Annotated in this window: 20 protein-coding genes and 1 tRNA gene; 18 read left to right on the top strand and 3 right to left on the bottom strand. The window is 68.8% G+C overall.

Features of this window, described 5'->3' with window-relative positions; translation table 11 throughout:
• Nucleotides 1–184: 184 nt before the first annotated feature.
• Together MLE27_RS09060 and MLE27_RS09055 are read right to left on the bottom strand one after the other, a co-directional pair.
• The gene (locus tag MLE27_RS09060) at nucleotides 185–1,375 is read right to left on the bottom strand and encodes a bifunctional folylpolyglutamate synthase/dihydrofolate synthase (RefSeq protein ID WP_243311737.1); all 1,191 of its coding nucleotides are present in this window, start codon (nucleotides 1,373–1,375) and stop codon (nucleotides 185–187) included.
• Nucleotides 1,376–1,462: 87 nt separating this feature from the next.
• Nucleotides 1,463–2,245, bottom strand: a complete 783-nt coding sequence (locus MLE27_RS09055) for a 3',5'-cyclic-nucleotide phosphodiesterase (RefSeq protein ID WP_243311736.1) — start codon at nucleotides 2,243–2,245, stop codon at nucleotides 1,463–1,465.
• A 110-nt stretch (nucleotides 2,246–2,355) separates the two neighbouring features.
• On the opposite strand from MLE27_RS09055, the gene MLE27_RS09050 reads away from it, so the two are divergent.
• The 18 genes from MLE27_RS09050 to MLE27_RS08960 all read left to right on the top strand — a co-directional run bounded on the left by MLE27_RS09050 (nucleotide 2,356) and on the right by MLE27_RS08960 (nucleotide 22,664).
• Nucleotides 2,356–2,432: transfer RNA gene (locus MLE27_RS09050), tRNA-Arg, on the top strand.
• 99 nt (nucleotides 2,433–2,531) lie between these two features.
• The gene (locus MLE27_RS09045; RefSeq protein ID WP_243311735.1) at nucleotides 2,532–4,052 is read left to right on the top strand and encodes an MBOAT family O-acyltransferase; all 1,521 of its coding nucleotides are present in this window, start codon (nucleotides 2,532–2,534) and stop codon (nucleotides 4,050–4,052) included.
• 7 nt (nucleotides 4,053–4,059) lie between these two features.
• Nucleotides 4,060–5,040, top strand: coding sequence for a hypothetical protein (locus tag MLE27_RS09040; protein WP_243311734.1), 981 nt, complete (start codon nucleotides 4,060–4,062; stop codon nucleotides 5,038–5,040).
• Between the two features lie 117 nt (nucleotides 5,041–5,157).
• Nucleotides 5,158–6,180, top strand: coding sequence for an NAD-dependent epimerase/dehydratase family protein (locus tag MLE27_RS09035; protein ID WP_243311733.1), 1,023 nt, complete (start codon nucleotides 5,158–5,160; stop codon nucleotides 6,178–6,180).
• A 180-nt stretch (nucleotides 6,181–6,360) separates the two neighbouring features.
• Nucleotides 6,361–6,918 (top strand): hypothetical protein, encoded by a 558-nt coding sequence (locus tag MLE27_RS09030; protein ID WP_243311732.1) that lies wholly within the window; start codon nucleotides 6,361–6,363, stop codon nucleotides 6,916–6,918.
• Nucleotides 6,918–8,489 carry a hypothetical protein gene (locus tag MLE27_RS09025; RefSeq protein ID WP_243311731.1) on the top strand — a complete coding sequence of 524 codons (1,572 nt, stop codon included), beginning with the start codon at nucleotides 6,918–6,920 and terminating at the stop codon, nucleotides 8,487–8,489. Before MLE27_RS09030 ends, MLE27_RS09025 begins: the two co-directional genes overlap by 1 nt.
• Nucleotides 8,490–8,529: 40 nt before the next feature.
• Nucleotides 8,530–9,546 (top strand): lysylphosphatidylglycerol synthase transmembrane domain-containing protein, encoded by a 1,017-nt coding sequence (locus tag MLE27_RS09020; RefSeq protein ID WP_243311730.1) that lies wholly within the window; start codon nucleotides 8,530–8,532, stop codon nucleotides 9,544–9,546.
• A gap of 179 nt (nucleotides 9,547–9,725) precedes the next feature.
• Nucleotides 9,726–10,301 carry an acyltransferase gene (locus MLE27_RS18145; RefSeq protein ID WP_341482518.1) on the top strand — a complete coding sequence of 192 codons (576 nt, stop codon included), beginning with the start codon at nucleotides 9,726–9,728 and terminating at the stop codon, nucleotides 10,299–10,301.
• Complete coding sequence (locus tag MLE27_RS09005) at nucleotides 10,295–12,352, top strand: DegT/DnrJ/EryC1/StrS family aminotransferase (protein WP_243311729.1); 2,058 nt, start codon at nucleotides 10,295–10,297, stop codon at nucleotides 12,350–12,352. Before MLE27_RS18145 ends, MLE27_RS09005 begins: the two co-directional genes overlap by 7 nt.
• Nucleotides 12,345–13,121, top strand: coding sequence for an acyltransferase (locus tag MLE27_RS18140; protein ID WP_243311728.1), 777 nt, complete (start codon nucleotides 12,345–12,347; stop codon nucleotides 13,119–13,121). Before MLE27_RS09005 ends, MLE27_RS18140 begins: the two co-directional genes overlap by 8 nt.
• Nucleotides 13,121–14,587, top strand: coding sequence for a B12-binding domain-containing radical SAM protein (locus tag MLE27_RS08995; protein WP_243311727.1), 1,467 nt, complete (start codon nucleotides 13,121–13,123; stop codon nucleotides 14,585–14,587). Before MLE27_RS18140 ends, MLE27_RS08995 begins: the two co-directional genes overlap by 1 nt.
• Before the next feature lie 30 nt (nucleotides 14,588–14,617).
• On the top strand, nucleotides 14,618–16,516 hold the full coding sequence (asnB, locus tag MLE27_RS08990; RefSeq protein ID WP_243311726.1) for an asparagine synthase (glutamine-hydrolyzing): 1,899 nt from the start codon (nucleotides 14,618–14,620) through the stop codon (nucleotides 16,514–16,516).
• A gap of 25 nt (nucleotides 16,517–16,541) precedes the next feature.
• Complete coding sequence (locus tag MLE27_RS08985; RefSeq protein ID WP_243311725.1) at nucleotides 16,542–17,996, top strand: B12-binding domain-containing radical SAM protein; 1,455 nt, start codon at nucleotides 16,542–16,544, stop codon at nucleotides 17,994–17,996.
• Nucleotides 17,996–18,949, top strand: coding sequence for a glycosyltransferase family 2 protein (locus tag MLE27_RS08980; protein WP_243311724.1), 954 nt, complete (start codon nucleotides 17,996–17,998; stop codon nucleotides 18,947–18,949). Before MLE27_RS08985 ends, MLE27_RS08980 begins: the two co-directional genes overlap by 1 nt.
• The gene (locus MLE27_RS08975) at nucleotides 18,942–19,925 is read left to right on the top strand and encodes a hypothetical protein (protein ID WP_243311742.1); all 984 of its coding nucleotides are present in this window, start codon (nucleotides 18,942–18,944) and stop codon (nucleotides 19,923–19,925) included. The genes MLE27_RS08980 and MLE27_RS08975 overlap by 8 nt, the downstream gene beginning before the upstream one ends.
• On the top strand, nucleotides 19,916–20,146 hold the full coding sequence (locus tag MLE27_RS08970; protein ID WP_243311741.1) for a hypothetical protein: 231 nt from the start codon (nucleotides 19,916–19,918) through the stop codon (nucleotides 20,144–20,146). The genes MLE27_RS08975 and MLE27_RS08970 overlap by 10 nt, the downstream gene beginning before the upstream one ends.
• The gene (locus MLE27_RS08965) at nucleotides 20,143–21,888 is read left to right on the top strand and encodes a hypothetical protein (RefSeq protein WP_243311740.1); all 1,746 of its coding nucleotides are present in this window, start codon (nucleotides 20,143–20,145) and stop codon (nucleotides 21,886–21,888) included. The genes MLE27_RS08970 and MLE27_RS08965 overlap by 4 nt, the downstream gene beginning before the upstream one ends.
• Entirely contained in the window at nucleotides 21,885–22,664 is a 780-nt protein-coding gene (locus MLE27_RS08960; RefSeq protein WP_243311723.1) for a hypothetical protein, read from the top strand. The genes MLE27_RS08965 and MLE27_RS08960 overlap by 4 nt, the downstream gene beginning before the upstream one ends.
• Nucleotides 22,665–22,806: 142 nt before the next feature.
• Here the strand turns inward: MLE27_RS08960 and MLE27_RS08955 are convergent, their stop codons facing one another.
• Nucleotides 22,807–23,181 carry a hypothetical protein gene (locus MLE27_RS08955; RefSeq protein ID WP_243311722.1) on the bottom strand — a complete coding sequence of 125 codons (375 nt, stop codon included), beginning with the start codon at nucleotides 23,179–23,181 and terminating at the stop codon, nucleotides 22,807–22,809.
• Nucleotides 23,182–23,206 lie beyond the last annotated feature (25 nt).

Raw genomic sequence — 23,206 nt, 5'->3', positions numbered from 1 at the left:
GGCGACTGCACTGATATATTTGAAGAATATCAGTGCAGTCGCCTCGCGGAGGGCCACCCTGGAGCCTGCTCGGTTGAGATCGGTTGAATAGGAGAATGGTTCGTTGAGGGCGCGAAGCGGAATGGGAGTGCGGAGGGCGCAGCCCTTTGCCCGCCGGGGGCTCCTCCCCCCTCAGATTCCCGCTCTACCTCCCGGCTGGCTCCAGCCACTCCGGGCGGACTGCATACACCTCCGCCAGCAGATACAACGATCCGCAGACAAGCACCGTTCCCCCCATCCCCCGAACCCGCTCCAGGGCCTCGCCGGCGTCAGCCACGGCCTCGGCGCGCGGCCCCATACGCGCGGCCAGCTCCTCCGGCGGCATGGCGCGGCCGTGGGCGGCCAGGGCTGGCACCAGGATGGGGCCGGGAGTCAGGGCGGCGGCCAGGGGCAGCATGGCCTCCAGGTCCTTGTCGGCCAGGCAGGCGAAGATCATGGCCGAGGGCCTGACGCCCAGACTCTCGATCGCGGCGCGCAGGCACTCCAGACCGGGCAGGTTGTGGGCCCCGTCCAGCAGGAAGTCCGGCCCCGAGTCCGTTGTCACCATTTGCAGCCTGCCGGGGATGAAGGCCTCCCGCGCGGCCCGGCGCAGGGCCTGGGCGTCCGGCTCCAGCAGGCCGAGGCCCGCCAGCGCGCGCACGGCGGCCAGGGCCAGGCGCAGGTTGCCGCGCTGGTGCGGGCCGGGCAGGGCGGGCGCGTCCGGCCAGTCGGGCGGGAAGGCCGCCTCGGCCGCCCAGCTCAGGGGCGCGCCCGTGGCGGCGGCGTGGGCCTCAAGAATGTCCGCCACTTCGGGAAGCTGCTCCCCGGCGATCACGGGCACGCCCGGACGCATGGCCCGGGCCTTGTCCCGCGCGATGTGGGCCAGGGAGGGGCCGATGACGTGCTCGTGGTCCAGCCCGATGGGCGTGACGAGCAGCAGGTCGTGGGCGATGGCGGAGGTGGCGTCGTGCCAGCCGCCCAGTCCGGCCTCGAACACGGCGGCGTGGCAGCCCGCCGCCCGGAAGATCCAGGCGGCCATCACGGTGAGCAATTCGAAGTAGGTCAGGCGCAGCTCCGGCGAGACGTCCGCCGAGACGCGCAGCACGGCCTCGGCGGCCTCCAGCCAAAGCTCGTCCGGCGCGGGCGAGCCGTCGATCCGGATGCGCTCCCTGGGGCTGACGAAGTGCGGCGAGGTGTAGAGCCCGGCGCGCAACCCGTGGGCCGCGAGCATGGCGGCCAGCATGGTGGAGGTGGAGCCCTTGCCGTTGGTGCCCACCACCTGCACGCCGGGGCAGGCGGGCCGCGTGAGGCCGAGGGCGGCCAGGGCGCGCTCCATGCGGCTAAGCCCCATGTCCATGTGGAAGAGGCCCAGGGAGTCGAGATAGGCCTCGAACTCCGGGAAGGAGGAAAAACGTCGGGTGGTCAGGGGAAGCTCCTTGGGCGGCTAGAACTCGAAGGAGTCTTCCTCGCGCATGAGGTGGTAGGAGTAGCCGTCCATGGCCAGGTGCAGCTCCTCCTGGATCTGTTCGGAGAAGGGGGCCTTCATGTGGTAGATGAAGACCTTGGGCTTGTAGGGCAGCTTGGCCAGCTCGGCGCGCAGCATCTTGGGGGTCAGGTGCTTGGAGATGCGCGCCAGCTCCTCCAGGTGGTTGGGGAAGGAGGCCTCGGTGACGATGTTCTTCACCGGCCGGTCCAGGGCGGCTAGGCAGGCCCACCAGCCGTCCGAGGGGCCGGTGTCGCCGGTGTAGGCGAAGGCCTCGTCCTCGCCGGGGCCGTGGATGATGAAGCCGCTGGCGTGCTTGGCGTGGTTCACCGGGCAGGCGGTCACGGTGAGGCCGCCCACCTCCACGGGCGTGCCCGCGGGCATGGGCGCGTAGCTGAGCACCGGGGAATTGGCCGGGATCACGGTGAAGTCGGGCCAGATGGTGTCGTTGAGCAGGTGCGTGGAGATGGCGTCCAGCACCTCGGGCATGGCGCGCAGGTTCACCGGGGGGTGGTTGTGCTGGGCCACGAATTCGATGAGGTTGTCGGCCAGGAAGAGGATGTCCTTGATGTGATCCAGGTGCGGATGGGTGACGAAGATGTCGGTGATGCGCACCTGCTCCTCCAGGGAGAGGCTGGAGGTGACGGAGCCCGCATCCAGCAGGATGTGCCCGTTCACCAGGAAGGACGTCAGGTGATGGCCCGGCAGGTCGGAGCCCGAACATCCAAGGACGCGCAGCTTCATGGGGCCTCCGTGAGGGAAGTTGGTCGGGCCGTTGTGCTGCCTGGAGGCACAAGTGTCAAGGCGGCGCGCCTTGACCAAGCCCAGCCCTGCGGGTAGGAGAGTGGCCCTGCGCGCCAGTAGCTCAGGCGGATAGAGCAGCTGCCTTCTAAGCAGCCGGCCGGGGGTTCGAGTCCTCCCTGGCGCGCCAGTTTTTCTTCGGGGACGTGGCCAGGCGGCCCGTTCCCCCCTGGCCTTCCGGCCGCCCGTCGATCCCGGCCGGCGGCACGCCCTGTGATGAAGGATCGCGATGCTTTTCTCCTCCATCGAGTTCATCTTCTTCTATCTGCCCATCACGCTGGGGCTGTATTTCGTTCTGAGCCGGTGGTCCCACAAGTGGGGCATCGCCTGGATGGCCGCGGCCTCCATCTGCTTCTACGGCTGGTGGAAGGCGGGCTATCTGGTGCTTTTGGGCGCCTCCATCCTGATGAACTACTTCGTGGGCGAGTCCATCCTGGATCGGAAGGCCGCCGGGAGCCAGCGCCAGGCCAAGCGCATCCTCACCCTGGGCGTGGGCCTAAACCTGGCCCTGCTGCTCTACTACAAGTACACCAACTTCCTTGTGGGCGCGGCCAACAGCCTGTTGGGCGCGCATCTGCCCAACCCGCCCATCGAGCTGCCCCTGGGCATCAGCTTCTTCACCTTCACCCAGACCGCCTACCTGGTGGACTGCTACGCCCGTCAGGTGCACCGCTACGGCCTGCTGAACTACGTGCTGTTCGTCTCCTACTTCCCGTACCTGATCGCGGGGCCGATCCTGCATCACAACGAGATGATGCCGCAGTTCAACACCAGGAAACGGCACTATTTCAACGTGATGGACCTGGGCGTGGGGCTCACGCTCTTCGCCATGGGCCTGTTCAAGAAGGTGGTGGTGGCGGACAACATCGCCTACATGGCCAACCTCGCCTTCAAGGAGAGCGCCGGGAAGGAGCTCATCCCCCTCTACATGGCCTGGAAGGGCTCCCTGGCCTACACCCTGCAGCTCTATTTCGACTTCTCCGGCTATTCCGACATGGCCCTGGGGCTCTCGCGCATGGTGGGCATCAAGCTGCCCGTGAACTTCCATTCGCCCTACAAGGCCCGCAGCGCCGTGGACTTCTGGCAGCGCTGGCACCGCACCCTCTCGCGCTTCATCCGCGACTACCTCTACATCCCCCTGGGCGGCAGCCGCAAAGGAGCGGTGCGCAAGTACGTGAACCTGGGCGTCTCCATGTTCCTGGCCGGTGTCTGGCACGGCGCGGGCTGGACCTTCATCGTCTGGGGCCTGATGCACGCGGCCTACCTGATGGTCAACCACCTCTGGCGCGACCTCAAGAAGCTCCTGGGGTTCGGCCCCAGGGTGGGGGGAGGGCTTGGCGATATTGTCGCCAACGCGCTCTCCTGCCTGGTGACGTTTTTGGCCGTGAACTTCGCCTGGGTCATGTTCCGGGCCGAGAGCCTGCAGAGCGGGGCCACGGTGCTGCGCTCCATGCTCGACTTGGGCAAGTGGCGGGACTACGCCCAACTGAACGCCATGGACATCCGCGAGATGGCCGTGCTCGGCCTGCTGCTGGCGGCGGTGTTCATCCTGCCCAACACCCAGCAGGTGCTGCGCCGGTATTCGCCCGGCATCGGGCTGTACAGGGGCGAGCGCCACTTCCTGCTTCGGGGGCTGGTCTGGAAGCCCACGTTGGGGTGGGCCCTGGTGGCGGCGGTGCTGCTCACCGCGAGCGTGCTTACGGTGTTCACTTCCTTCAAGAGCCTCGAATTCCTGTATTTCCAGTTCTAGGACAGCCATGAAGCTCCGCCGCTACCAAGTATACATGACCGTCGTGCTGCTGGTGTTCGCCGCCGCGGTCCTCTTCTTCACGGGGGCGTTCAACTTCGGCGGGGGGCGCACGCCCTACCTCTCGATCAAGCCCACCCCTCCCGGCGCGGACTGGTACATCGACCTGCAGTGGGGCCTGACCGAGACGCACTACTACGTGCTCTACCACGGCATCGGGCCCTCCGTTGACAGCGCCCGTCAGGCAGACATCGTGCTCCTGGGCGATTCGCGCTCCCTGCTGGGCTTCGACTGGCGGCAGGTGGAGGCCTTCTCCAAGGCCCACGGCGTGCGCATCTTCAACCTGGCCATCGACGGGGCCACCGGCTGGGAGTTCCCCCTGGCCATCATGAAGAAGCACGGCATCCACCCCAAGGCCGTGGTGTTCACGGTGCCCTCCTTCGTGGCCAACGCCATGTTCCAGGCCGCCAAGGAGGCCATGGAGACCAGCTGGCTCACCAGCTTCAAGTACGTGCTCTCCGGCGAGACCCTCTGGCGGGTCAAGAACGCGGCGGCCCTGGTCTCGCAGCCGATGTACTCCTGGCTCTACCCGCGCCAGTCCTTCAACGCCACGTACCGCTCCACCATCAACGGCTGCTGGTTCCGCGACGACTGGCTGGACACCCCCCACATGCCCATCAAGAAGGCCGACGAGCCCTGCGTGCAGCAGTACGCCATGCCCGGGGAGCTGACGGAAGCCTTCAGGCAGTGGGGGACCTCGGTGGTCGTGGGCAACATCCCCAGCGGCGGCTGGTGCCCCGGCCAGGAGCAGGCCCTGGCCCGCCAGATCGGCGGGGAGGCCGTGGGGGTGGAGACGGACGACCTGCGCACCTACGACGGCTCGCACCTGGACAAGGCCAGCTCCGAGGCCTACACGAGGCGCTTCCTGGAGGGGCTCGCGGGCACCGAGGCCTTCAAGCGCATCGTGGACGGGCGGAAGAAGCCCCAATAGCGCGGGCCTAGGGTGTGGGATTGACGCCCCGGGGGGAGATGATATGTCTCGCCCTGGCGCCGCACCCGCCCGGGCGGTGCGCGCCCCGCCAACACCACACCGAGACCGTAAGGACTTATGAATACATCCGCACCCCGGTCCCTCTCCGAGCAGGACCTCAAAGCAGCGTTGTCCGGCAAGCGCGTCCTGATCCTGGGCGGGCTCGGCTTCCTCGGCTCCAGCCTGGCGGTGCGCCTGCACCGGCTGGGCGCGAAGCTGACCCTGGTGGACGCCATGATCGAGGAGTACGGCGGCAACCCCTTCAACGTGGCCGAGCTGGGCGAGGCCTGCGCCGTCAACTACTGCGACATCCGCGACCGCACCGCCATCGAGTGGCTGGTGCGCGGCCAGGACTACGTGTTCCACTCCGCCGCGCAGGTCTGCCATTTGAAGAGCCTGTGCGACCCCTTCCCGGACATCGACATCAACATCACGGGCACGGCCGTGCTCATGGAGGCCCTGCGCAAGCACAACCCCAGGGCCAAGGTCATCAAGCTGGGCTCGCGCGGGCAGTACGGCCCGGTGCTCAAGCTCCCCGCCACCGAGGAGAACCTCTGCCAGCCCAAGGGCATCTACGAGATATCGCTGCTGGCGGCCGAGCACATCATCGGCTCCTACCAGCGCAACCACGGCATCCCCTGCGTGCTGGCCCGGCTGACCAACATCTACGGCCCCCGCGCCCAGATGCGCCACAACAAGTTCGGCGTGGCCAACTGGTTCATCCGCCTGGCCCTGGAGGGCAAGTCCATCCCGGTCTACGGCGACGGCCGCATCATGCGCGACTTCCTCTACATCGACGACTGCGTGGACGCCCTGCTGTACCTCTCCATCGTGCCCGAGGCCGAGGGGCAGACCTTCAACGTGGGGCACTCCAGGCCGTCCTCCTTCCTGGAGCTGGCCGAGGTCATCACCTCCATGACCAACACCGCCTGGGAGTTCACGCCCTTCAGCGCCGAACGCAAGACCCAGGAGCCGGGGGACTTCTTCTCCGACATCACCAAGATCCACAGCGTCACGGGCTGGTCCCCGGTGACGGAGCTGCGCGAGGGCGTGGCCAGGACTTTGGATTTCTACAGGGAGCACCTGCCCAAGTATCTCTAGCAGCCCGTTGAAAAATTCCCGCTGGCTGCGTTGCCTCGAAAAAGCCAAACCCTCGCGTATGACAGATACGCGTCGGCCTTGCCTTTTTCGTGCGCCTTGCCATCGGGCTTTTTGAACAGGCCGCAAGATGCGTGGATGTTGCGCAGCGCGCCGATATAGGGCACTGCCTTCACACCATTTATGAAGAACCTCACCTCCCCGCGCGTCTGGCTCCCCATGCTGCTGTGCGTGGCGGCCGTGGCCGCGGGGCTTTCGCTCTATCCCGACTTCTTCCTCACGGTGCGCTGCTCCTGCGTGGAGCCGTTCAAGTCCGCGCCGCTGGCCAAGGGGCAGCTGCTCGGCTGCTCCAACATCACGCAGACCATCAGCTGGGAGAGGTCTTCCAACGTCACCCTGGCCAAGGGCGACGTGGAGGGCTGGGACGTGCTCACCCCCACCGACCCGAACCTCCCCGCCGTGCTGGCCGTCGAAGTCTCGCGCGACAGGGACCAGGCGGTGTGGTTCCCGCGCATGTCCGGCGAGGAGTGCGCCATAACCGTGCTCACCGAGGGCAACCGCCCGGTGGACCGCCTGCGCGGCACGGCGCAGTGGTCGCCCATCGGGGCCAGGCGCTGGCTGAACCTGCGCTGCCTGCGCTACGGCGACGTGGACCATGACGACGTGGTGGAGCTTATCCGCATCCAGATGTACGGCAGATGGGCCCAGGTGTGGTCCAAACAGGGCAAGGTGTTCTTCTGATGCGCCGCCTGTACGAAAGGCTCGGCGCGTATGCGCTGTGGGCCGCGCTGGCCGCGCTGCCCTTCCTGTGCGTGTACGGGTTCGTCCACTACGTGCTGCGGGCCTCCATCGCCGACCACTTCCCCTCCAACGGGGACCCCTGCGTGTTCTGGCACGAGATCGCCACCCTGGTGAGCGTGGGCCTGGGGGGCGGGCACTACGGCTACGAGGAGCTGGCGGCCCCGGCGGCCAAGTACGGCGTGGGCACCTTCGCCGCGCACAGCATGTGGTTCCAGATGATCTACGCGGGCATCGGCAAGGTGGTTGGGTGGAAGCCCCAGACCCCGGTCTGGGTCAACATAGGCTTCCTGACCGCGGCCCTGGCCCTGCTGCCCTGGCTCATGCGGGCGGGCGCGCGCTACATCCTGTTCTGCCTGGCCTTCTTCGCCTCCTGCCTCTACATGCAGATGTTCACGCCGATCATGATGTCGGAGGCCTTCCAGTTCTCCGTGGCCATCGCGCTGGCCGGGCTCTTCTTCAGGCATATCGAGGCGGGCGGGGGCGCCGGGGCGTTCAGCAAGGCGCTCTGGGTTCTGATCGCCTGCGCAGGGGCCACGCGCTACAGCTGGGCCCTGCTGTTTTTCGCCTACCACATGCCTTTCGAGCGGATGCGCAGCCCCAAAGCCTGGGCACTGGCCATGGCCAAGGCCCTGGCCGGCTTCGCGCTGTGCTTCGTTGCCTACCTGCTCTTCGCGGCCCCGTACCCCTACGAGCCTTTCCCGGGCAGCCACTTCGGCATGGCCGTGTACGCGAGCCTGCTGCGCGGCGACGCCGGGCCGCTGGCTGCCCTGGTCAAGACCAACTTCCTGGGCGTGTTCGAGCCCGAGCAGATGAGCGCCCAGCTCATGCTCTTCTGGATGGTCATCGCCTACGCCTTCGCCGCGCCCCTGCTCACCCTCAAGGAGAGAAACGCCCCCGCCCCCGAAGGCGGGAGGCTCGCCGGTCTGGCCATGTTCCACGTGGTGAACATGGGGAGCATCCTGGCGGCGTCGTTCTTCTACTACTACGCCGCCGTGGGCATGACGGGCCTGCGCCTGGGCATGCCCCATTTCGTGTGCTCCCTGCTGATCCTGGCGCGCACCGTGCGCCTGCGCTGGCTCATGCCCGTGCTGGCCCTGCAGCTGGTTCTGGCCCCCGCGCTCATGACGGACATGCGCATGGTGGGCGGCACGGAGTACAGCGGGGTCACGGCACGGTCCGGAGCCCACGAATTCCAGGAACTCTTCAGCAAGATGGCCTACCGCAAGGGCGCGCCCTCGCCCTGGTGCAACACCGCCCTGGTGTTCGGCAGCTACTCCACGGGCCAGGCCTTCATGTTCATCCCCCCCGAAATGGGCATCAACGACATGCGCTTCCCCGAGGACAAAAACTTCGCCGGGCCGCTGAAATCCGGCTGGGTGCTGACCAGGGTGCCCGGGGCCAGGAAGATCCTGGAGCGGATTCCCGGCCTGGAGTTCGTGGGCGAGCAGGGGGCCTGGTCGCTGTTCCGCAACGCCGCGGCCGGGTGCGGCCCGGCCGGCGGCGCGCAGTAGCCCGGCCCCGCGCGACCTCCCCTCAAGGCGCGGAACCGGCATGAAGTTCGCCTCCCTCTTCCCCCTCCTGAAGCGTCACTTGGGCCTGATCGTCAGCCTGGCCCTGCTGGCCTGGGTGCTCCACATCGTGGGGCTGGAGGCCATCGTCGCGGGCTTCAAGAGCCTGAGCCCCGGTTGGTCCGCCGCGCTCCTGGGCGTCTACGCGCTGGGCCTGGGCCTGCGGGCCGTGCGCTGGTCCCGCCTTTTGCAGCCGGTGCTGTCCGTGCCGGTGGTGGCCTCCGCCCACATCATCCTGGTGGGCAACCTGGCCAACAACATCCTCCCGGCCAAGGCCGGGGACGTGGCCCGGGCCCTGCTCTTGAAGCGGCTGCGCGGGGTGGCCCTCTCCGCCGGGATCATGTCCGTGCTCATCGAGCGCATCTTCGACGTGCTGGCCCTGCTGCTCATCTTCCTGCTGGCCGTGCTCTCGGTGCGGGTGGCTCCGGGCTACCAGGGCGTCGCCTTGAGCATCCTGCTGACCGCCTCGGCCGTATTCCTGGGCGCGCTGGCCGTGCTGTTGGCCATCAAGACCGTGCCCGGCGTCACTGGCCTGCTGCTCTCCCTGGCCGGGAAGCTGCCCGCCGGGCCGGGCGCGAAGCTTACGGGCCTGATCGGCTCCCTGCGGGATTCGCTGGCCTTCGTCCGGCTGGACGCGGGCTTCGCCTGGTTCACGGGCCTGGGCCTTGCGGTCTGGCTGGCGGAGGGCCTGGCCTTCTGGGTGGGCTTCAAGGCGTTCCAGGTGCCCGGCGGGGTGATGGAGGCCCTGCTGGTGTTCGCGCTGGTGAATTTCAGCGCCCTGCTGCCCGCCGCGCCGGGCAACATCGGGGTGTACCAGGCCAGCGTGGTTTTCGCCTTCACCATGCTCGGGCTGCCCCTGGAGCCCGCCGTGCCGATGTCGCTGGTGCTGCAACTGGCGCAGATGCTCTTCAACTCGGCGCTGGGCGTGCTCTCCATGCGGGCCCTGGGGCTGGACGGCTCATTTTTGCGCCTGGCCGGGGCGGAACGCCGGGAACGTTAGGCCCCGCGCCGCTGGACAAACCCGGAACCGGAGTGCATACCGGCCCCGCGCGGAGGTTGCCAACCGCGCCGCGAATGGCATAAAACCGCAGGCCAGCATGGGCGCCCCGCCCGCCCGCTGCCTGGCCGGGGCGCCGCCGCCGCCCGGGAACCCATCGCCACTCTCCAAGGACATTTTTTGTGAGCACCGCCCAGGACTACTTCGTGCATCCCCAAGGCATCTGCGAGAGCCCCCACGTCGGGGAGGGCTCGCGCATCTGGGCCTTCGCCCACGTGCTGCCCGGGGCGCGCATCGGGCGCTTCGCCAACATCTGCGACGGGGTGTTCATCGAGAACGACGTGGTGCTCGGCGACAACGTTACGGTGAAGAACCACGTGGCCCTCTACGACGGCCTGCGCGCCGAGGACCAGGTGTTCATCGGCCCCGGCGTGAGCTTCGCCAACGACACCTATCCCCGCTCCAAGCGCTTCGTGGAGCACCCCCTGACGCGCCTCCTGCACGGCTGCTCCCTTGGCGCGGGCTCCATCATCCTGCCCGGCGTCACCGTGGGCCAGTACGCCCTGGTGGGCGCCGGGGCCGTGGTCACCCGGGACGTGCCCCCCTTCACCCTGGTCAAGGGCAACCCGGCCAGGGCGGCCGGGCTGGTGTGCGTCTGCGGCGCCCCCCTCAAGGAGGAGCAGGGCGGATATTTCTGCACAGCGGGCGACTGGCGCGGGTCCGCCCCCAACCTGGACATGAAGTGCTCCCAATGCTGAACCTTCGCCCGCGTATCGCCGTCGTCGTGCCGGTGTACGGCAACGAGCAGAGCCTGCCCGAGCTGTACGAGCGCATCGTGGCCGCCTGCGACAAGGCCAACGTGGAGCTCACGCTCCAGTTCGTCAACGACCGCTCCCCGGACGACTCCCAGTCCGTCATCGAGGAGCTGGCCCGGCGCGACCCGCGCGTCTGCGGCATCCTGCTCTCGCGCAACCACGGCTCCTTCGTGGCCATCTCCGCCGGGCTGGCCCAGGTGGCCGGGCACGACGCCGCCGTGATCCTCTCCGCCGACCTGCAGGATCCGCCCGAGCTCATCGAGGACATGGTGGCCCACTGGCGCGAGGGCAAGAAGGTGGTGCTCTGCTCCCGGGCCGGGCGCGACGACCCGTTCGCCTCCCGCCTGTTCGCGCAGACCTTCCAGTGGCTCTTCAGGCGCATCGCCCTCAAGGACATGCCCCCCGGCGGCTTCGACTTCTGCCTGCTGGACCGGGCCGTGGTGGAGGTGCTGCTGCAATCGGAGGAGAAGAAGACCTCCCTGGTGGGGCTCATCGTCTGGGCGGGCTTCGACCGGGCCGTGATCTCCTACCACAGGGCGCAGCGCAAGCACGGCAGGAGCATGTGGAGCCTGGGGCGCAAGATCTCCTACGCGCTGCAGTCCATCGTGGCCTTCTCCAGCTTCCCCATCAAGCTCTTCGGGCTCATGGGCCTGGGGCTCACCGGGCTGTGCCTGGCGGCCATGGTCTACATCGTGCTGGGCTCCATGGCCGGGATCATCACCACGCCGGGCTGGCCCTCCATCATGCTCTCGCAACTGGCTGTCATCACGCTGCTATTCGTGGGCTTCGCCACCATCGGCGGCTACCTCTGGATCAACCTGGAACAGACCCGCAAGCGCCCCCTGTTCATCATCGACAAGACCGTGGGCCGCACGGCCCGCCCCGCGCTGGGCGAGGGCAGGGTGGCCTTCTTCGACATGGCCGCCGTGTCCGAGCCCATCGCCCCGCAGCTGGCCAAGGCCGCCACGGACGTGCTCTCGAGCACCCAGATAATCCTCGGCCCCAACGTGGCCCGCTTCGAGCGCGAGTTCGCGGCCTGGCTGGGCGCGCGGCACTGCGTGGGCGTGGCCAACGGCACCGACGCCATCACCCTGGCCCTGTGGGCCGCCGGGGTGAAGCCCGGCGACAAGGTGGTGGTCCCCGCGCTCACGGCCCCGCCCAGCGCCGTTGCCGTGCTGCGCGCCGGGTGCGTGCCCGTGTTCGCCGACGTGGAACCCCGGACCCTCACGCTGGACCCCGACTCCCTGCGCCGCGCCGCGGCCCTAGGGGCCACGGCCGTGCTGCCGGTGCACCTCTACGGCGTGCCCTGCGCCATGGGCCCCATCCTGGGCGCCGCCTCGGACCTGGGCCTGACCATCGTGGAGGACTGCGCCCAGTCCACCGGCTCCGTCATCAACGGGGTGTCCTGCGGGCTGTTCGGCAAGGCCGCCGCCTTCAGCTTCTACCCCACCAAGAACCTGGGCTGCTACGGCGACGGCGGCGCGGTGGTCACCGAGGACGGCGACATGGCCGAGCGCCTGCGCCGCATGCGCTTCTACGGGCAGGACGCCTCGGGCGAGTGCGTGATGATCGGCTTCAACTCCCGCCTGGACGAGATGCAGGCCGCGCTGCTCTGCGAGCGCCTGCGCGTGCTGGACAAGGACAACGCCGCCAGGAACCGTATCGCCGCGTTCTACGCCGAGCGCCTCGAGCCGCTCAACCCCGTGCCCATGGTGCGCGGCCGCGCCGCGCACCTCTTCGTGGTGCGCCCCGCCGACCGCCAGGGCTTCCGGGATCACCTCAAGGCCAAGGGCATCGACACGGGCGTGCACTACCCCCTGGCGCTGAACAGGCACGCCTACCTGGCGGCCAACTCCCTCTCCGTGGACTGCCCCAACGCCGAGGCCGCCGCGGCCAGCGTGGTGAGCCTGCCCTGCCACCCGGCCATGCACCAGGTGGAGGCCGAGCGCGTGGTGGCGGCCTGCCTGGAGTGGGGCGGAGGGGCCGGTGCCTGATCCGCGCGGCCCGGGCGACGCCGCCCGCCAGGACGTGCTCGGCAACTACATGGCCGAGTCCTCGGCCGGAGCCCTGGGCAAATATCTTGAAAGCCGCGCCCGCACGCCCCTGCGCTACGCGGCGGAACAGCTGGCCCAATATCTGGCGGGCTGGGTGCCCGGCCTGCCGGGCATGGCCCTGCGCCAGCTGCTCTACCGGCCGCTTTTGGCCAAGGGCTCGCACGCCCCGGTGATGGAGGGCGGCTCCGAGCTTCTGCACATGGACTCGCTGCGCTTCGGCACAAGCGTCTACGTGGACAGGCTCTGCCGCATCCACGGCTCCCGCGCGGGGATCACCCTGGGCGACTGCACCCGCGTGATGCGCGGGGCCTACCTCTGCGCCTACGTGTCCAACGCGCGCGAGGGCGAGGGCATCGTCACGGGCGAACGCTGCTGGGTCGGGGTCAACGCCGTGCTGGCCTCGGGGCAGGGCGGCCTGACCCTGGGGGACGACGTGCTCATCGGGCCGGGGGCCGTGCTGGTCACCGGGGACCACGATTTTTCACGCTGCGACATCCCGGCCACCAGCCGGGCCTACACCGGCACCCCCATCACGGTGGGCTCCAACGTCTGGATCGGGGCGGGCGCCATGATCCTGGGCGGGGCCCGCATCGGCGACAACGCGGTGGTGGCCGCCGGCGCGGTGGTCCACTCCGAGGTGGCCCCGGGCACGGTGGTGGGCGGCGTTCCGGCCAGAGTCATCAAAACCATAGCAACAGAGAGCAAGTGATGCGCGTTCTGCTCATGAACGTCCCCGACGCCAACGTCGGCAAGACCACCGACGACTGGGACATAGAAGCCACCGACATCGGCGTGTTCCCGCCCATGGGCATCCTCTACCTGGCCGGGGCCATCCGGGCCCTGGGCCGCCACGAGGTGAAGCTCGTCGACTGCATCCTGGACAGGCTCACCCCCGAGCAGGCCGCCCAGCGCGCCAAGGACTACGCGCCGGACGTGATCGGCCTCACGGTCTACACGCCCAACCTCTACGACGCCCTGATGCTCACCCGCAGCCTGCGCGCCGCGCTCCCCAAGGCGACCATCGTCTGGGGCGGGCCGCACACCATGCTCTTCCCGGCGGAATCCATGGCCCAGCCCGAGGTGGACTACCTCATCACCGGCGAGGCCGAGGAGACCTTCCCCGCCTTCCTGGACGCCCTGGAGGACGGCAAGCCCCTGGACTTCATCCCCGGCGTCTGGATGCGCAAGGGCGCTGAAGTGGTCAACACCGGCGCCCCCGGCTACGTGGAGGACATCGACAAGCTGCCCTTCCCGGCCTTCGACCTGGTGGACTTCAAGCGCTATTTCAGCGCCATCGGCACGGGCCTGCCCGTGGGCACCATCTGCAGCTCCCGCGGCTGCCCCTTCCACTGCACCTTCTGCTGCAAGCCGTACTCCACCTACCGTTCCCGCAGCGTGGAGAACATCCTGGCGGAGATGGAGCTGTACCACGCCCAGGGCATCCGCGAGTTCTTCTTCTTCGACGACCTGTTCAACGCCTCGGCCAAGCGGGTCAAGGCCATCGCCGAGTCCATCCTGGCCAAGAACTGGAAGGACGTGGTCTGGTCCTTCCGTGGGCGGGTGGACGCCGTGGACGAGGACATGCTGCGCCTGGTTAAGAAGGCCGGCTGCCGCCAGATCCTCTTCGGCGTGGAGGACGCCAGCGACGAGGGCCTCAAGGCCATCAACAAGAAGATCAGCGTGAAGCAGGTGTTCCAGGCCATGCGGCTCTGCCGCAAGGTGGGCATCATGACCTCCACCAACTGGATCATCGGCTTCCCCCACCACAAGACCCGCGAAGACATCGTGAAGCTGATCGACAACGCCGTGGCCATCGACTCGGACTTCGCCCAGTTCAACATCTGCATCGTGTACCAGGGCACGGCCATGTTCGACCTTGCCGTGGAGAAGAAGCTCTTCGACCCCGACATCTGGCGCAAGCACGCCCTGAACCCCATCCCCAACTTCGTGGAGCCCATCTGGGAGGAGCACCTCTCCCGCAGGGAACTCTCGGAGCTGCTCAAGCAGTGCTACCGTCGCTTCTACTTCCGGCCCATGTCCATCCTGCGCAAGGTCATGCGTGTGCGCCGTCTCTCGGAGCTCATGCTCTTCGCGCGCGGGGCCATGACGCTGCTCGGCATCAAGGGCTACGCCCGCAAGAAGCACGTCCAGGGCCAGGAGAGCGCGGCGCGCTAGCGCCCGTGCCGGGCGCTGCTGGTGTGAACCATGTGCGGTATCTGCGGCTTCCGGGCTGACCCCGGCTACGACCTGGACGCGATGCTCGCGTCCATCGCCCACCGCGGGCCGGACGGGCGCGGGGCCTGGCGCTCGGGCGGCGTGGCCCTGGGCCACGCCCGGCTGGCCATCATCGACCTGGCCGGGGGCGCGCAGCCCATGCACGGGCGCGACGGGGCGGTGAGCCTGGTCTTCAACGGGGAGATCTACAACTATCGGCAGCTGCGCCGCGAGCTCGAGGCGGCGGGCCAGAGCTTCGACACCTCCTCGGACACCGAGGTCCTGCTGCGCATGTACGAGGCGCACGGCGAGAAAATGCTCCCGCGCCTGGAGGGCATGTTCGCCTTCGTGCTTTACGACGCCCGGCGCGACCTGCTCTTCGGCGCGCGCGACCGCTTCGGCATCAAGCCCCTCTATTACACCTGGGACCAGGGCCGCTTCGCCTTCGCCTCCGAGATAAAGGCCCTGCTGGCCTGCGGGGCCTGCCGCCCGGTGGGCAACCCCAAATCCGCCGCGCTGTTTTTGACCTTCCGCTTCATCCCCGGGCCGGAGACGGCCTTCGCCGACGCCCTGAGCCTGCCGCCCGGAACCTTCTTCCGGCAGGAGGGCGGCCGCGCCCCCGTAATCGAGCGCTACTGGGACCTGCCCGAGGTGGAGCCCAGGTCCGACGAGGAGGACGCCTTCGAGTGCTTCTCGGGGCTCCTGCGCGAGGCCGTGGCCTCGCACCTGATGAGCGACGTGCCCCTGGGCGCGTTCCTCTCCGGCGGGGTGGACTCCACGGCCGTCACGGCCGCCATGGCCGCCTGCGGGCACAGGCCCCTGGAGACCTTCACCGTGGACTTCCGGGGCGCGCCCTCCGAGTCCGTGGAGGCCGAGCGCACCGCGCGCCACCTGGGCTGCGAACAGCACACCGTGCTGGTGGACCCCGCGAGCCTGGAGATGTTTCCCGAACTGCTCTACCACCTGGACGCCCCCTTCGGGGACGCCATCCTGCTGCCGCTGTACCTGGTCTGCCTGGAGGCCTCCAAGCGGGTGAAGGTGGTCATGAGCGGCGACGGGGCCGACGAGACCATGCTGGGCTACATCCACCACGAGGCCCTGGCCAAGCTCGCGCGCCCGAGGATGCGGGCGCTGGCCCCGTTCATGGGCCTGGCCGCGCCCCTGGTGAACATGTTGCCCGTCTCCCTACTGGACAGGGCCTTCAACTACCCCGACTCCATGGGCGTGCTCGGGCGCGAGCGCCTGGCGCGGCTGCTGGCGCGGGCGGGCTCACCGGGCGCGGTCTACCTGCTGTTCGCCTCGGTGTTCGGGGGGGATGAGCGCGAGGCGCTTCTTGGCCCGGCACTGGCCGGGGGCGAGGCCGACGCGCGCCGGGAGTTCCTGGAGCCGCTGCGCCGGCGCATCGACCAGGCCCCGGACCCGCTGGAGGAAGCCTACCGCCACGACCTGCGCCACTGGCTGCCCGACAACATCCTGACCAAGCTCGACAGGATGACCATGGCCGTGGGCATCGAGGGCCGCGTGCCCTACCTGGGCGACAGGCTGGCCAGCTTCGCCGTTTCGCTGCCCAAGGCCCTCAAGATCAGGGGCGGGCGCGGCAAATTGCCGCTGCGCACCCATTTCCAGCGCAACGTGGTCATCCCCGGGCGGCCCGAGGGCGGGAAAAAGGCGTTTTACTTTCCATTGCAGGGCGCGTATCAAGACGCCTTGAACAATCTGGTCGCTAAATATCTGTCTCCAGGCGCGATCAATCCACACATCCTCGACCCCCGCGCCGTCGGGAGGGTCGTCGCCCGGGCCGGCGCCTCGCCGCTGCTCGGGTTCAAGCAGGTGTTCACCCTGCTTGGGTTCCAGATGTGGCAGGAGCGCTTCGGAATCCGCTGGGACTAGCCCGGCGTAAGCGGGACCCATCCGAATGAAAACCCTGCTGCTCAACCCCATGACCAGCCAGGCCGGCAACGTCGTTCGCGACGTGCTCTACGGCTGCTGGTGCAAGGGCAACCGCATCGGCGGCGGCACAGTGCCGCCCTTCAACCTGCTGGTGATGACAGCGCTGTTGCGCCGCGAGGGCCTCGAGGCCGACTTCCTGGACGCCCAGGCCCTGCAGATGAAGCCCGAGGAGGTGGGCGCGCGCATCAACGCCTACGGCCTGGTGCTCATGACCACCTCCACCATGAGCTTCCTGGAGGACGCCGCCTACCTGGCGCAGCTCAAGAAGCTCAACCCCGCGCTGGTCACGGCCGTGTTCGGCTCCCACCCCACGTTCATGCCCAGGCCCTGCCTGGAGCACCCCGGCATCGACCACGTGGTCATGTTCGAGCCCGAAGAGACCGTGCTGGAGCTGGCCCGGGCCTTAAGCGACGGCCAGCCCACGGACGCCATCCTGGGCCTTGGTTCGCGCGGGGCGGACGGGCGGCCCCTGCTCAACGACAAGCGCCCTTTCCTTGAGGATCTGGACTGGCTGCCCCACCCCGACGTTGACCTGCTGCCCAAGGGCATCCACTATTTCAACCCGCTGGTGCGGCGGATGCCGTACATGACCACCACCACCAGCAAGGGCTGTCCGGGCAAGTGCATCTTCTGCACGGCCCCCACCTTCGACGGCAAGGTCTTCCGCCGCCAGAGCTTCGAGCACGTGATGGACCAGCTGCGCACCTTCGCGGCCAAGGGCGTCAAGGAGGTCTACTTCCGCGACGACACCTTCTTCGTGGACCGCCAGCGCGACCACGCCATCTGCCGCGCCATCATCGACGAGAAGCTGGACCTCACCTGGATCGCCAATGCCCGCGTGAACATGATCGACGAGGAGACCATGGCCCTGGCCAAAAAGGCCGGGTGCCACACGCTCAAGTTCGGCGTGGAGTCGGGCTCGCAGGAGATCCTGGACGGGATCAAGAAGGGCTACAAGCTGGAGCAGGGGCTGCGCATGTTCAAGGCCGCCCGCAAGATCGGCCTCTCCACCCACGCCCACGTGATGATCGGCAACCCCGGCGACACCGCGCAGACCATCGAGCAGACCATCGACTACGTGCTGGCGCTGGACCCCACCACGGCCACCTTCGGCATCTGCACGCCCTACCCGGGCACGCCCCTGTTCGAGCGCGTGCGCGAGCTGGCCCCCGAGATCGCCGACGGCAGCGCCACGGACCTGGCCCGCCTGCACACCGAGGGCATGTTCAACAAGCACTACTGCCATGTGGACCAGGACGAGCTGCCCAAGCTTGTCCGCAAGGCCTACCGCCGCTTCTACCTGCGACCGGGCTACTGGCTGCAGACCGCGCGGGAGCTGCTGCGCAACACCGACGACCTCAAGCGGGTGGCCCTGTCCTCCACGCGCCTGTTCGAGTTCATATTCCGGGGGAAAGACTGATGGTGCCATTCAAGGAAGTCTCGGTCGTCATTCCGGCCTACAACGAGCAGGAGTCCATCGCCGGGATCATCGCGCGCATCCGCGCCGTTTCCGAGGATTTCGAGATCGTGGTCTGCTCCGACGGCTCCACGGACGACACCGCCCGCCTGGCGCGCGAGGCCGGGGCCGTGGTGGTGGAGCACCGCTACAACCTGGGCAACGGGGCCACCGTGAAGAGCGGGGCCAAGCGCGCCACCCGGCCCTACATGGTGGTCATGGACTGCGACGGCCAGCACCAGCCCGAGGACATCCCCAAACTGCTGGAGCACCTGCCGGACTACGACATGGTCATCGGCTCGCGCACCAAGCAATGCCGCACCGACCCCGTGCGCGACATCGGCAACGTCATGCTGCGCAAGGTGGCCGAGATCATCGGGGGCGCCCCCATCATGGACCTGACCTCCGGGTTCAGGGCCGTGAAGCGCGAGCTCTACTTCCTGTTCGCGCCGCTTTACCCCATGCGCTACTCCTACCCGTCGACCATCACCCTGGCCTTCATCAACTCGGGCTATTTCGTGAAGTTCCTGCCGCTCGACACCATCGTGCGCCGGGAGCAGGGCACCAGCAACATCCAGCCCGTGCGCGACGGCCTGCGCTTTTTGAAGATCATCTTCCGCCTGTTCATGCTCTTTCGGCCCTTCAAGATATTCTTCCCCCTGGCGCTGTGCATGTTCGTGCTGGGCGTGGGCCTGGGGCTCTACCAGCTCGTCATGACCTCCGGGGTGCACAGCATCGCCGTTGTCCTGTTGCTGGGCGGGCTGCTGTTCTTTATCAACGGGCTCCTGGCGGAGCAGATATCCCAGATTCGCCTGAGCCTGCTCAATCAGCCCGGGCATTTGGCCGGGCATGTGGCCGGGCAGGGTGGGGCGAGCGCTCAGGAACCCACGCAGGAGGCCGGAGGCCCCCATGCCTGAGGCCCATGCCTTCGCCCCCGCCGGGCTTGAGGCCCTGTTCGCGGCCCCGGCCCTGGCCACGCTGCCCAGGGTGCTGGGCTTCATGGACCGCGACCCCGGTTCTCCCACCTTCGGCTGCTGCGACCGGGCCTACTGGCATTACCGCCTCACGGACCTGCCCAACAGCCGCGCCCAGGAGGCCGGGCTGCTCCTGGCCCTGGCCTGGGCCTACCCCGGGCCCAAATCCGGGGAGGACAACCTCTTTTACGGCCAGGACGCGCTGCCCCAGTGGGTGCGGGGCGTCTGGAGCCACTGGCTGGCCAGCCGCAACGCCGACGGCTCCACCCGCGAGATCTACCCCTTCGAGCGCTCCTTCTGCGCCACGTCGTTCTCCTCGGCGGCCTTCGTGGAATGCGCGCGCCTGCTGGGCGCCGACGGCTTCGAGCGGGAGCTGCGCCAAGCCGAATCGACCTTCCTCTGGCTGGGCTCCAACGCCAACCCGGACGTGGCCAACCAGATGGCCGCCTCCCTGCACGCCCTGCACGGTTACGCCGCCCTCACCGGGGACGGGCGCATCCGCAGGCTGGCCCGGGAGCGGGGCGAGGCCCTGCGCCGCCTCACGGACGCCTCGGGAACCTTCGTCGAGTACGGCGGGCTGGACGTGGGCTACCAAACCATCACGCTCAGCAGCCTGACCTCGGTCATGGCGCTCACCGCCGACGAGGCCTGGCTGCCCGAGGCCGTGGCCAAGGGCCTGGCCGCCGTGGAGCCGCGCATCGGGGAACTGGGCCACGTGGACTGGCGGGGCAACAGCCGCCGGACCCAGTACGTGTACCCGCGCGCCCTGGCCGCGCACCAAAGCCCGGCCCTGGCCCGGCTGGCCGACGGCCTGCGCGCCCGGACCCTGCCCACCCCCTGCTGGCTGGACGACCGCTACACCACGGCCTTCGCCGTGGACTACCTGCTCGCCGCCACGGAGTTGCGCCCATGCTCATGAGCACGCCCAAGCTCGTCGCCCTGCGGCTCTACAACATCACCCTGGGCCGTTTCGAGGTCTGCACGCGCCTTCTGCGCAAGGCCCTGGTCTGGCGCTACGTGAAAAACATGGAGCCCGGCGCGCGCTACTCCCCCACCTCCAAGTTCTTCGACATGTCCGAACTCGGCGCCGGCTGGCGCGCCCGCGCCGCCCGCCCGGGCAACACCGGGGAGAGCCGGTGACCAAGGCCCCCGCCTGGGCGTGGGGTCTGTTCGGCCTGGTGCTGGGCCTGGGCGCGTACCTGCGCTGGAAGCTCCTGCCGCAGTCGGTCATGGACGGCTTCGACGTCTGGACCTACGCGCGCATCTCCTGCGAATGGGCCCAGGGGCTCATCGCGCCCGAGGGCACCTGGTCCAAGCCGGGGTACATGCTCCTGGGGGCCGCCGCCTCCAAGCTGCTGGGCTGCGGCGAGGCCACCCTGCCCATGCTCTCCGCCGCGCTGGACACCCTCAATGTGGCCCTGGTCTTCCTGGCGGCCCGGCTGGCGGGCCTGTCCTGCCTGCCCGCGTGCCTGGCCATGCTGTTCTACGCCTGCTGCCCGGCCATGGTGCTGGAGGCCCGCGACGGCCTGCCGCACATCAGCTCCATCACGTTCGTACTGACCTCCTACTGCCTGCTGCTGCGCGGCGCGTTGCTGGCCCCGGGCCGCGTTGCCGCCAGATATCTTGCCCTGCTGCTTGCTGGCGTCGCGGGCGGCTACGCCGGGCTGTGCCACCCCACGGTGCTGCTCTGGACGGTGTTCCTGCCCGTGGCGCCCATGGCCTGGCACCTGCTGCGCGGCCGCCGTGTCCTGGCGGCCCTGGAGAGCGGCGCGCTCTACGGCCTGGGCGCGGCGCTGCCGTTCCTCGGTTTTTCGGCCCTGGTCAAGGACGAGACGGATTTCGTGCCCAGGATGATTTCCTTGTGGCACAGCATCTTCGGCCACGGCGACGAGCAGGTCTACATCAAGCAGACCGTGAGCCTCAGCTGGGACAAGCTGGCCCACTACGGGCGGGACATGGTCTACGCCCACGTGCTCACCCCGCATGTGGCCTGGGCCCTGGGCGGAATGCTGGCGCTGGGCGCGCTGGCGGCGCTCTTGCTGCGGTCCAGGGGCCTGCGCTGGCGGGCGGTGCCCGCCGTGATGTTCCGCCGCCCGGCGGCGCTCTTGGGCGCCGCGCTGCTCATGGCGCTGGTGTTCACGGGGCTGGTGGCGCGCATCAACGGCTTCGAGCAGTGGTTCATGGGCGACAGGTTCTTCCTGCCCCTGATGCCCTTCGCCGCCCTGCTGGGCGTCGCTGCCCTGGAGGGCTCCGCCCGCGTGCTCTCCCCCTGGCTTGGCGGTCTGGCGGGCGCGGGAGCCGCGTCTGTGGCCGTGGCCACCTTCTTCACCCTGTTCCCGGCCTCCCTCTACGGAACGCCCCCCTTCTACGATTCGCTCCGGGACGCCCTGCGGGCGCAGAACCTGCGCGTGGACGACGCCAGCCGCCTGCTCGTCTTCCCGGACCGGGGCGTGAGCCCCATCTCCGTTGATCGCCAGTTCACGCGCTCCGACGTTCTGACCTTCAAACCCTCGACCCTGGACGAGGCCGGATACGCCGAGTTGGACGCCTTCATCCGGGAGAAGCGCGTGGGCCTGATCCTGTTCTCGCCCGTGGTCTACATCGTCATCACCTCCAGCGAGGGCCAGGCCCCGGCCACCGAGTGGGAGCAGCCCGAATTCCGCAGCCGGATGGAGGCCCAGGCCCGCTGGCTCCGGGGCTACCTGCGCTCACGGGGAATCGTGCCCGCGTACTGCCAGGGGGAATCCGAGCGTGACGGGGAGCCCGTGGTGCGGCCTGTGCGGGTGTTCTCCATCGGCAACCACGATTTCACCGCCCACCTGGACCTGCGACAAGGCCGGGACAACGCCTTCTGCCTCTATGCAACCGGAGCGGCCAAATGACGGAGGCCTTCGCCAGGAACGCGGACCATCTGGTGCGGCTGTGGCTGCGCGCCGGGAGCCTGGAGCGGGCGGGGCGGGCGGACGCGGCCGCCGAGGCCTGGAGGTGCCTGGCCCTGGCCGCCAGGGACCTGCTGGCGGGCGGCCCGCAGACGCCGCCGGTGCGCAGGGCGCGCGCCCTGGCCGAGGAGCTTCTGGAGGAGCCCGGGCGGGCCGTGGAGGCCTCGGCGCGGCTGATCGAGGCCGTGGCGGGCCTGGATTCCGCCGGGGACGAAGACTCGGGCCGGGACGAGGCCCGGGCGCGCGGCGCGGCCGTGCGCCTGCTGCTGGGGGTGTTGTGCGCGCTGGTGCTCGGGGGCTCCGTGCTCTTGTTCTCCCGGTTCTACGAACCGAGGCGCATCGCGTACACCCGCGCGGACATGGACGGCTTGGCGGCCTTCCTCGTCAAGGCGGGGCAGGGCATGGGCAGCCTGGAGCAGCTCACCGCCAACGGCTGCAGCGAGTGCCCCTGCCGCGACCGGGGCCCGGTCGGGGCCATGCCCCGGGGCGACGTCTGCCGCGCCAACTGGGACAAGGCCCTGCGCGCGGCCTATCGCGCAGTGCACGGCGGCGAGCCCGCCGGGCCGAACGGGCAGGACCTGATCCCGAGCGCCTGGAAACGCGACGCCTGGGGCGGCCCCTACCTGCTGGACGAGAACGCCTGGACCCTGCGCTCGGCCGGGCCTGACGGCATACCCGGCAACGCCGACGACATCGTGCTCCCGCTGCGGCCGCAATAACAGGCTGGCCGGGGCTTATCCCCTCGGGAAGTCACTCTCTCCCCGCACAACCCGGCGCGGCGTCCGCCCCGCAGGGCGCAAAAAAGGGCCGGACCCATCGGCCCGGCCCATTTGCGTGCCGTCATCGTGCTGTCCGCCCGGTTCAGCCCCGCTGCGGGTTGCGGATCTTCTGGTCCGCGCCGGAATCCTTCTTGAGCATGTGCAGGTAGTCGTTGTGGGCCTTCTGCGCGAAGCGCCCAAGGATGCTGGAGAGGTCCGAGCTGGAGTTGACGTCAATGAAGCCCGGGTCGCCCAGCAGCCTGGGGCTCAGTACGAAGTAGGGCTCCTCCTGGTGCGTCAGGAGGATGTCCTCGTCTTCCACCTCCACAAGGCCGCCCATGGCCTGGCGCATGAACTCCGCCACCACCCGTGAGAACCGCAACTCCAGATCGTAGGTGTCTTCGCATTTCTCCAGCTTGTCCCGCAGTTCGTGGCGGAAGGCGTGTTCGAGAGAAGTGAAGGACATCTGTTTGTTCATGGCCCCTCCTGGAGTTTGTTGCCGC

It is taken from the genome of Fundidesulfovibrio agrisoli (assembly GCF_022808715.1).
Classification (GTDB): Bacteria; Desulfobacterota; Desulfovibrionia; order Desulfovibrionales; family Desulfovibrionaceae; genus Fundidesulfovibrio; species Fundidesulfovibrio agrisoli.
The sequence above is the reverse complement of the archived record's forward strand: the minus strand, read 5'-3'. Positions and strand labels throughout refer to the sequence as shown.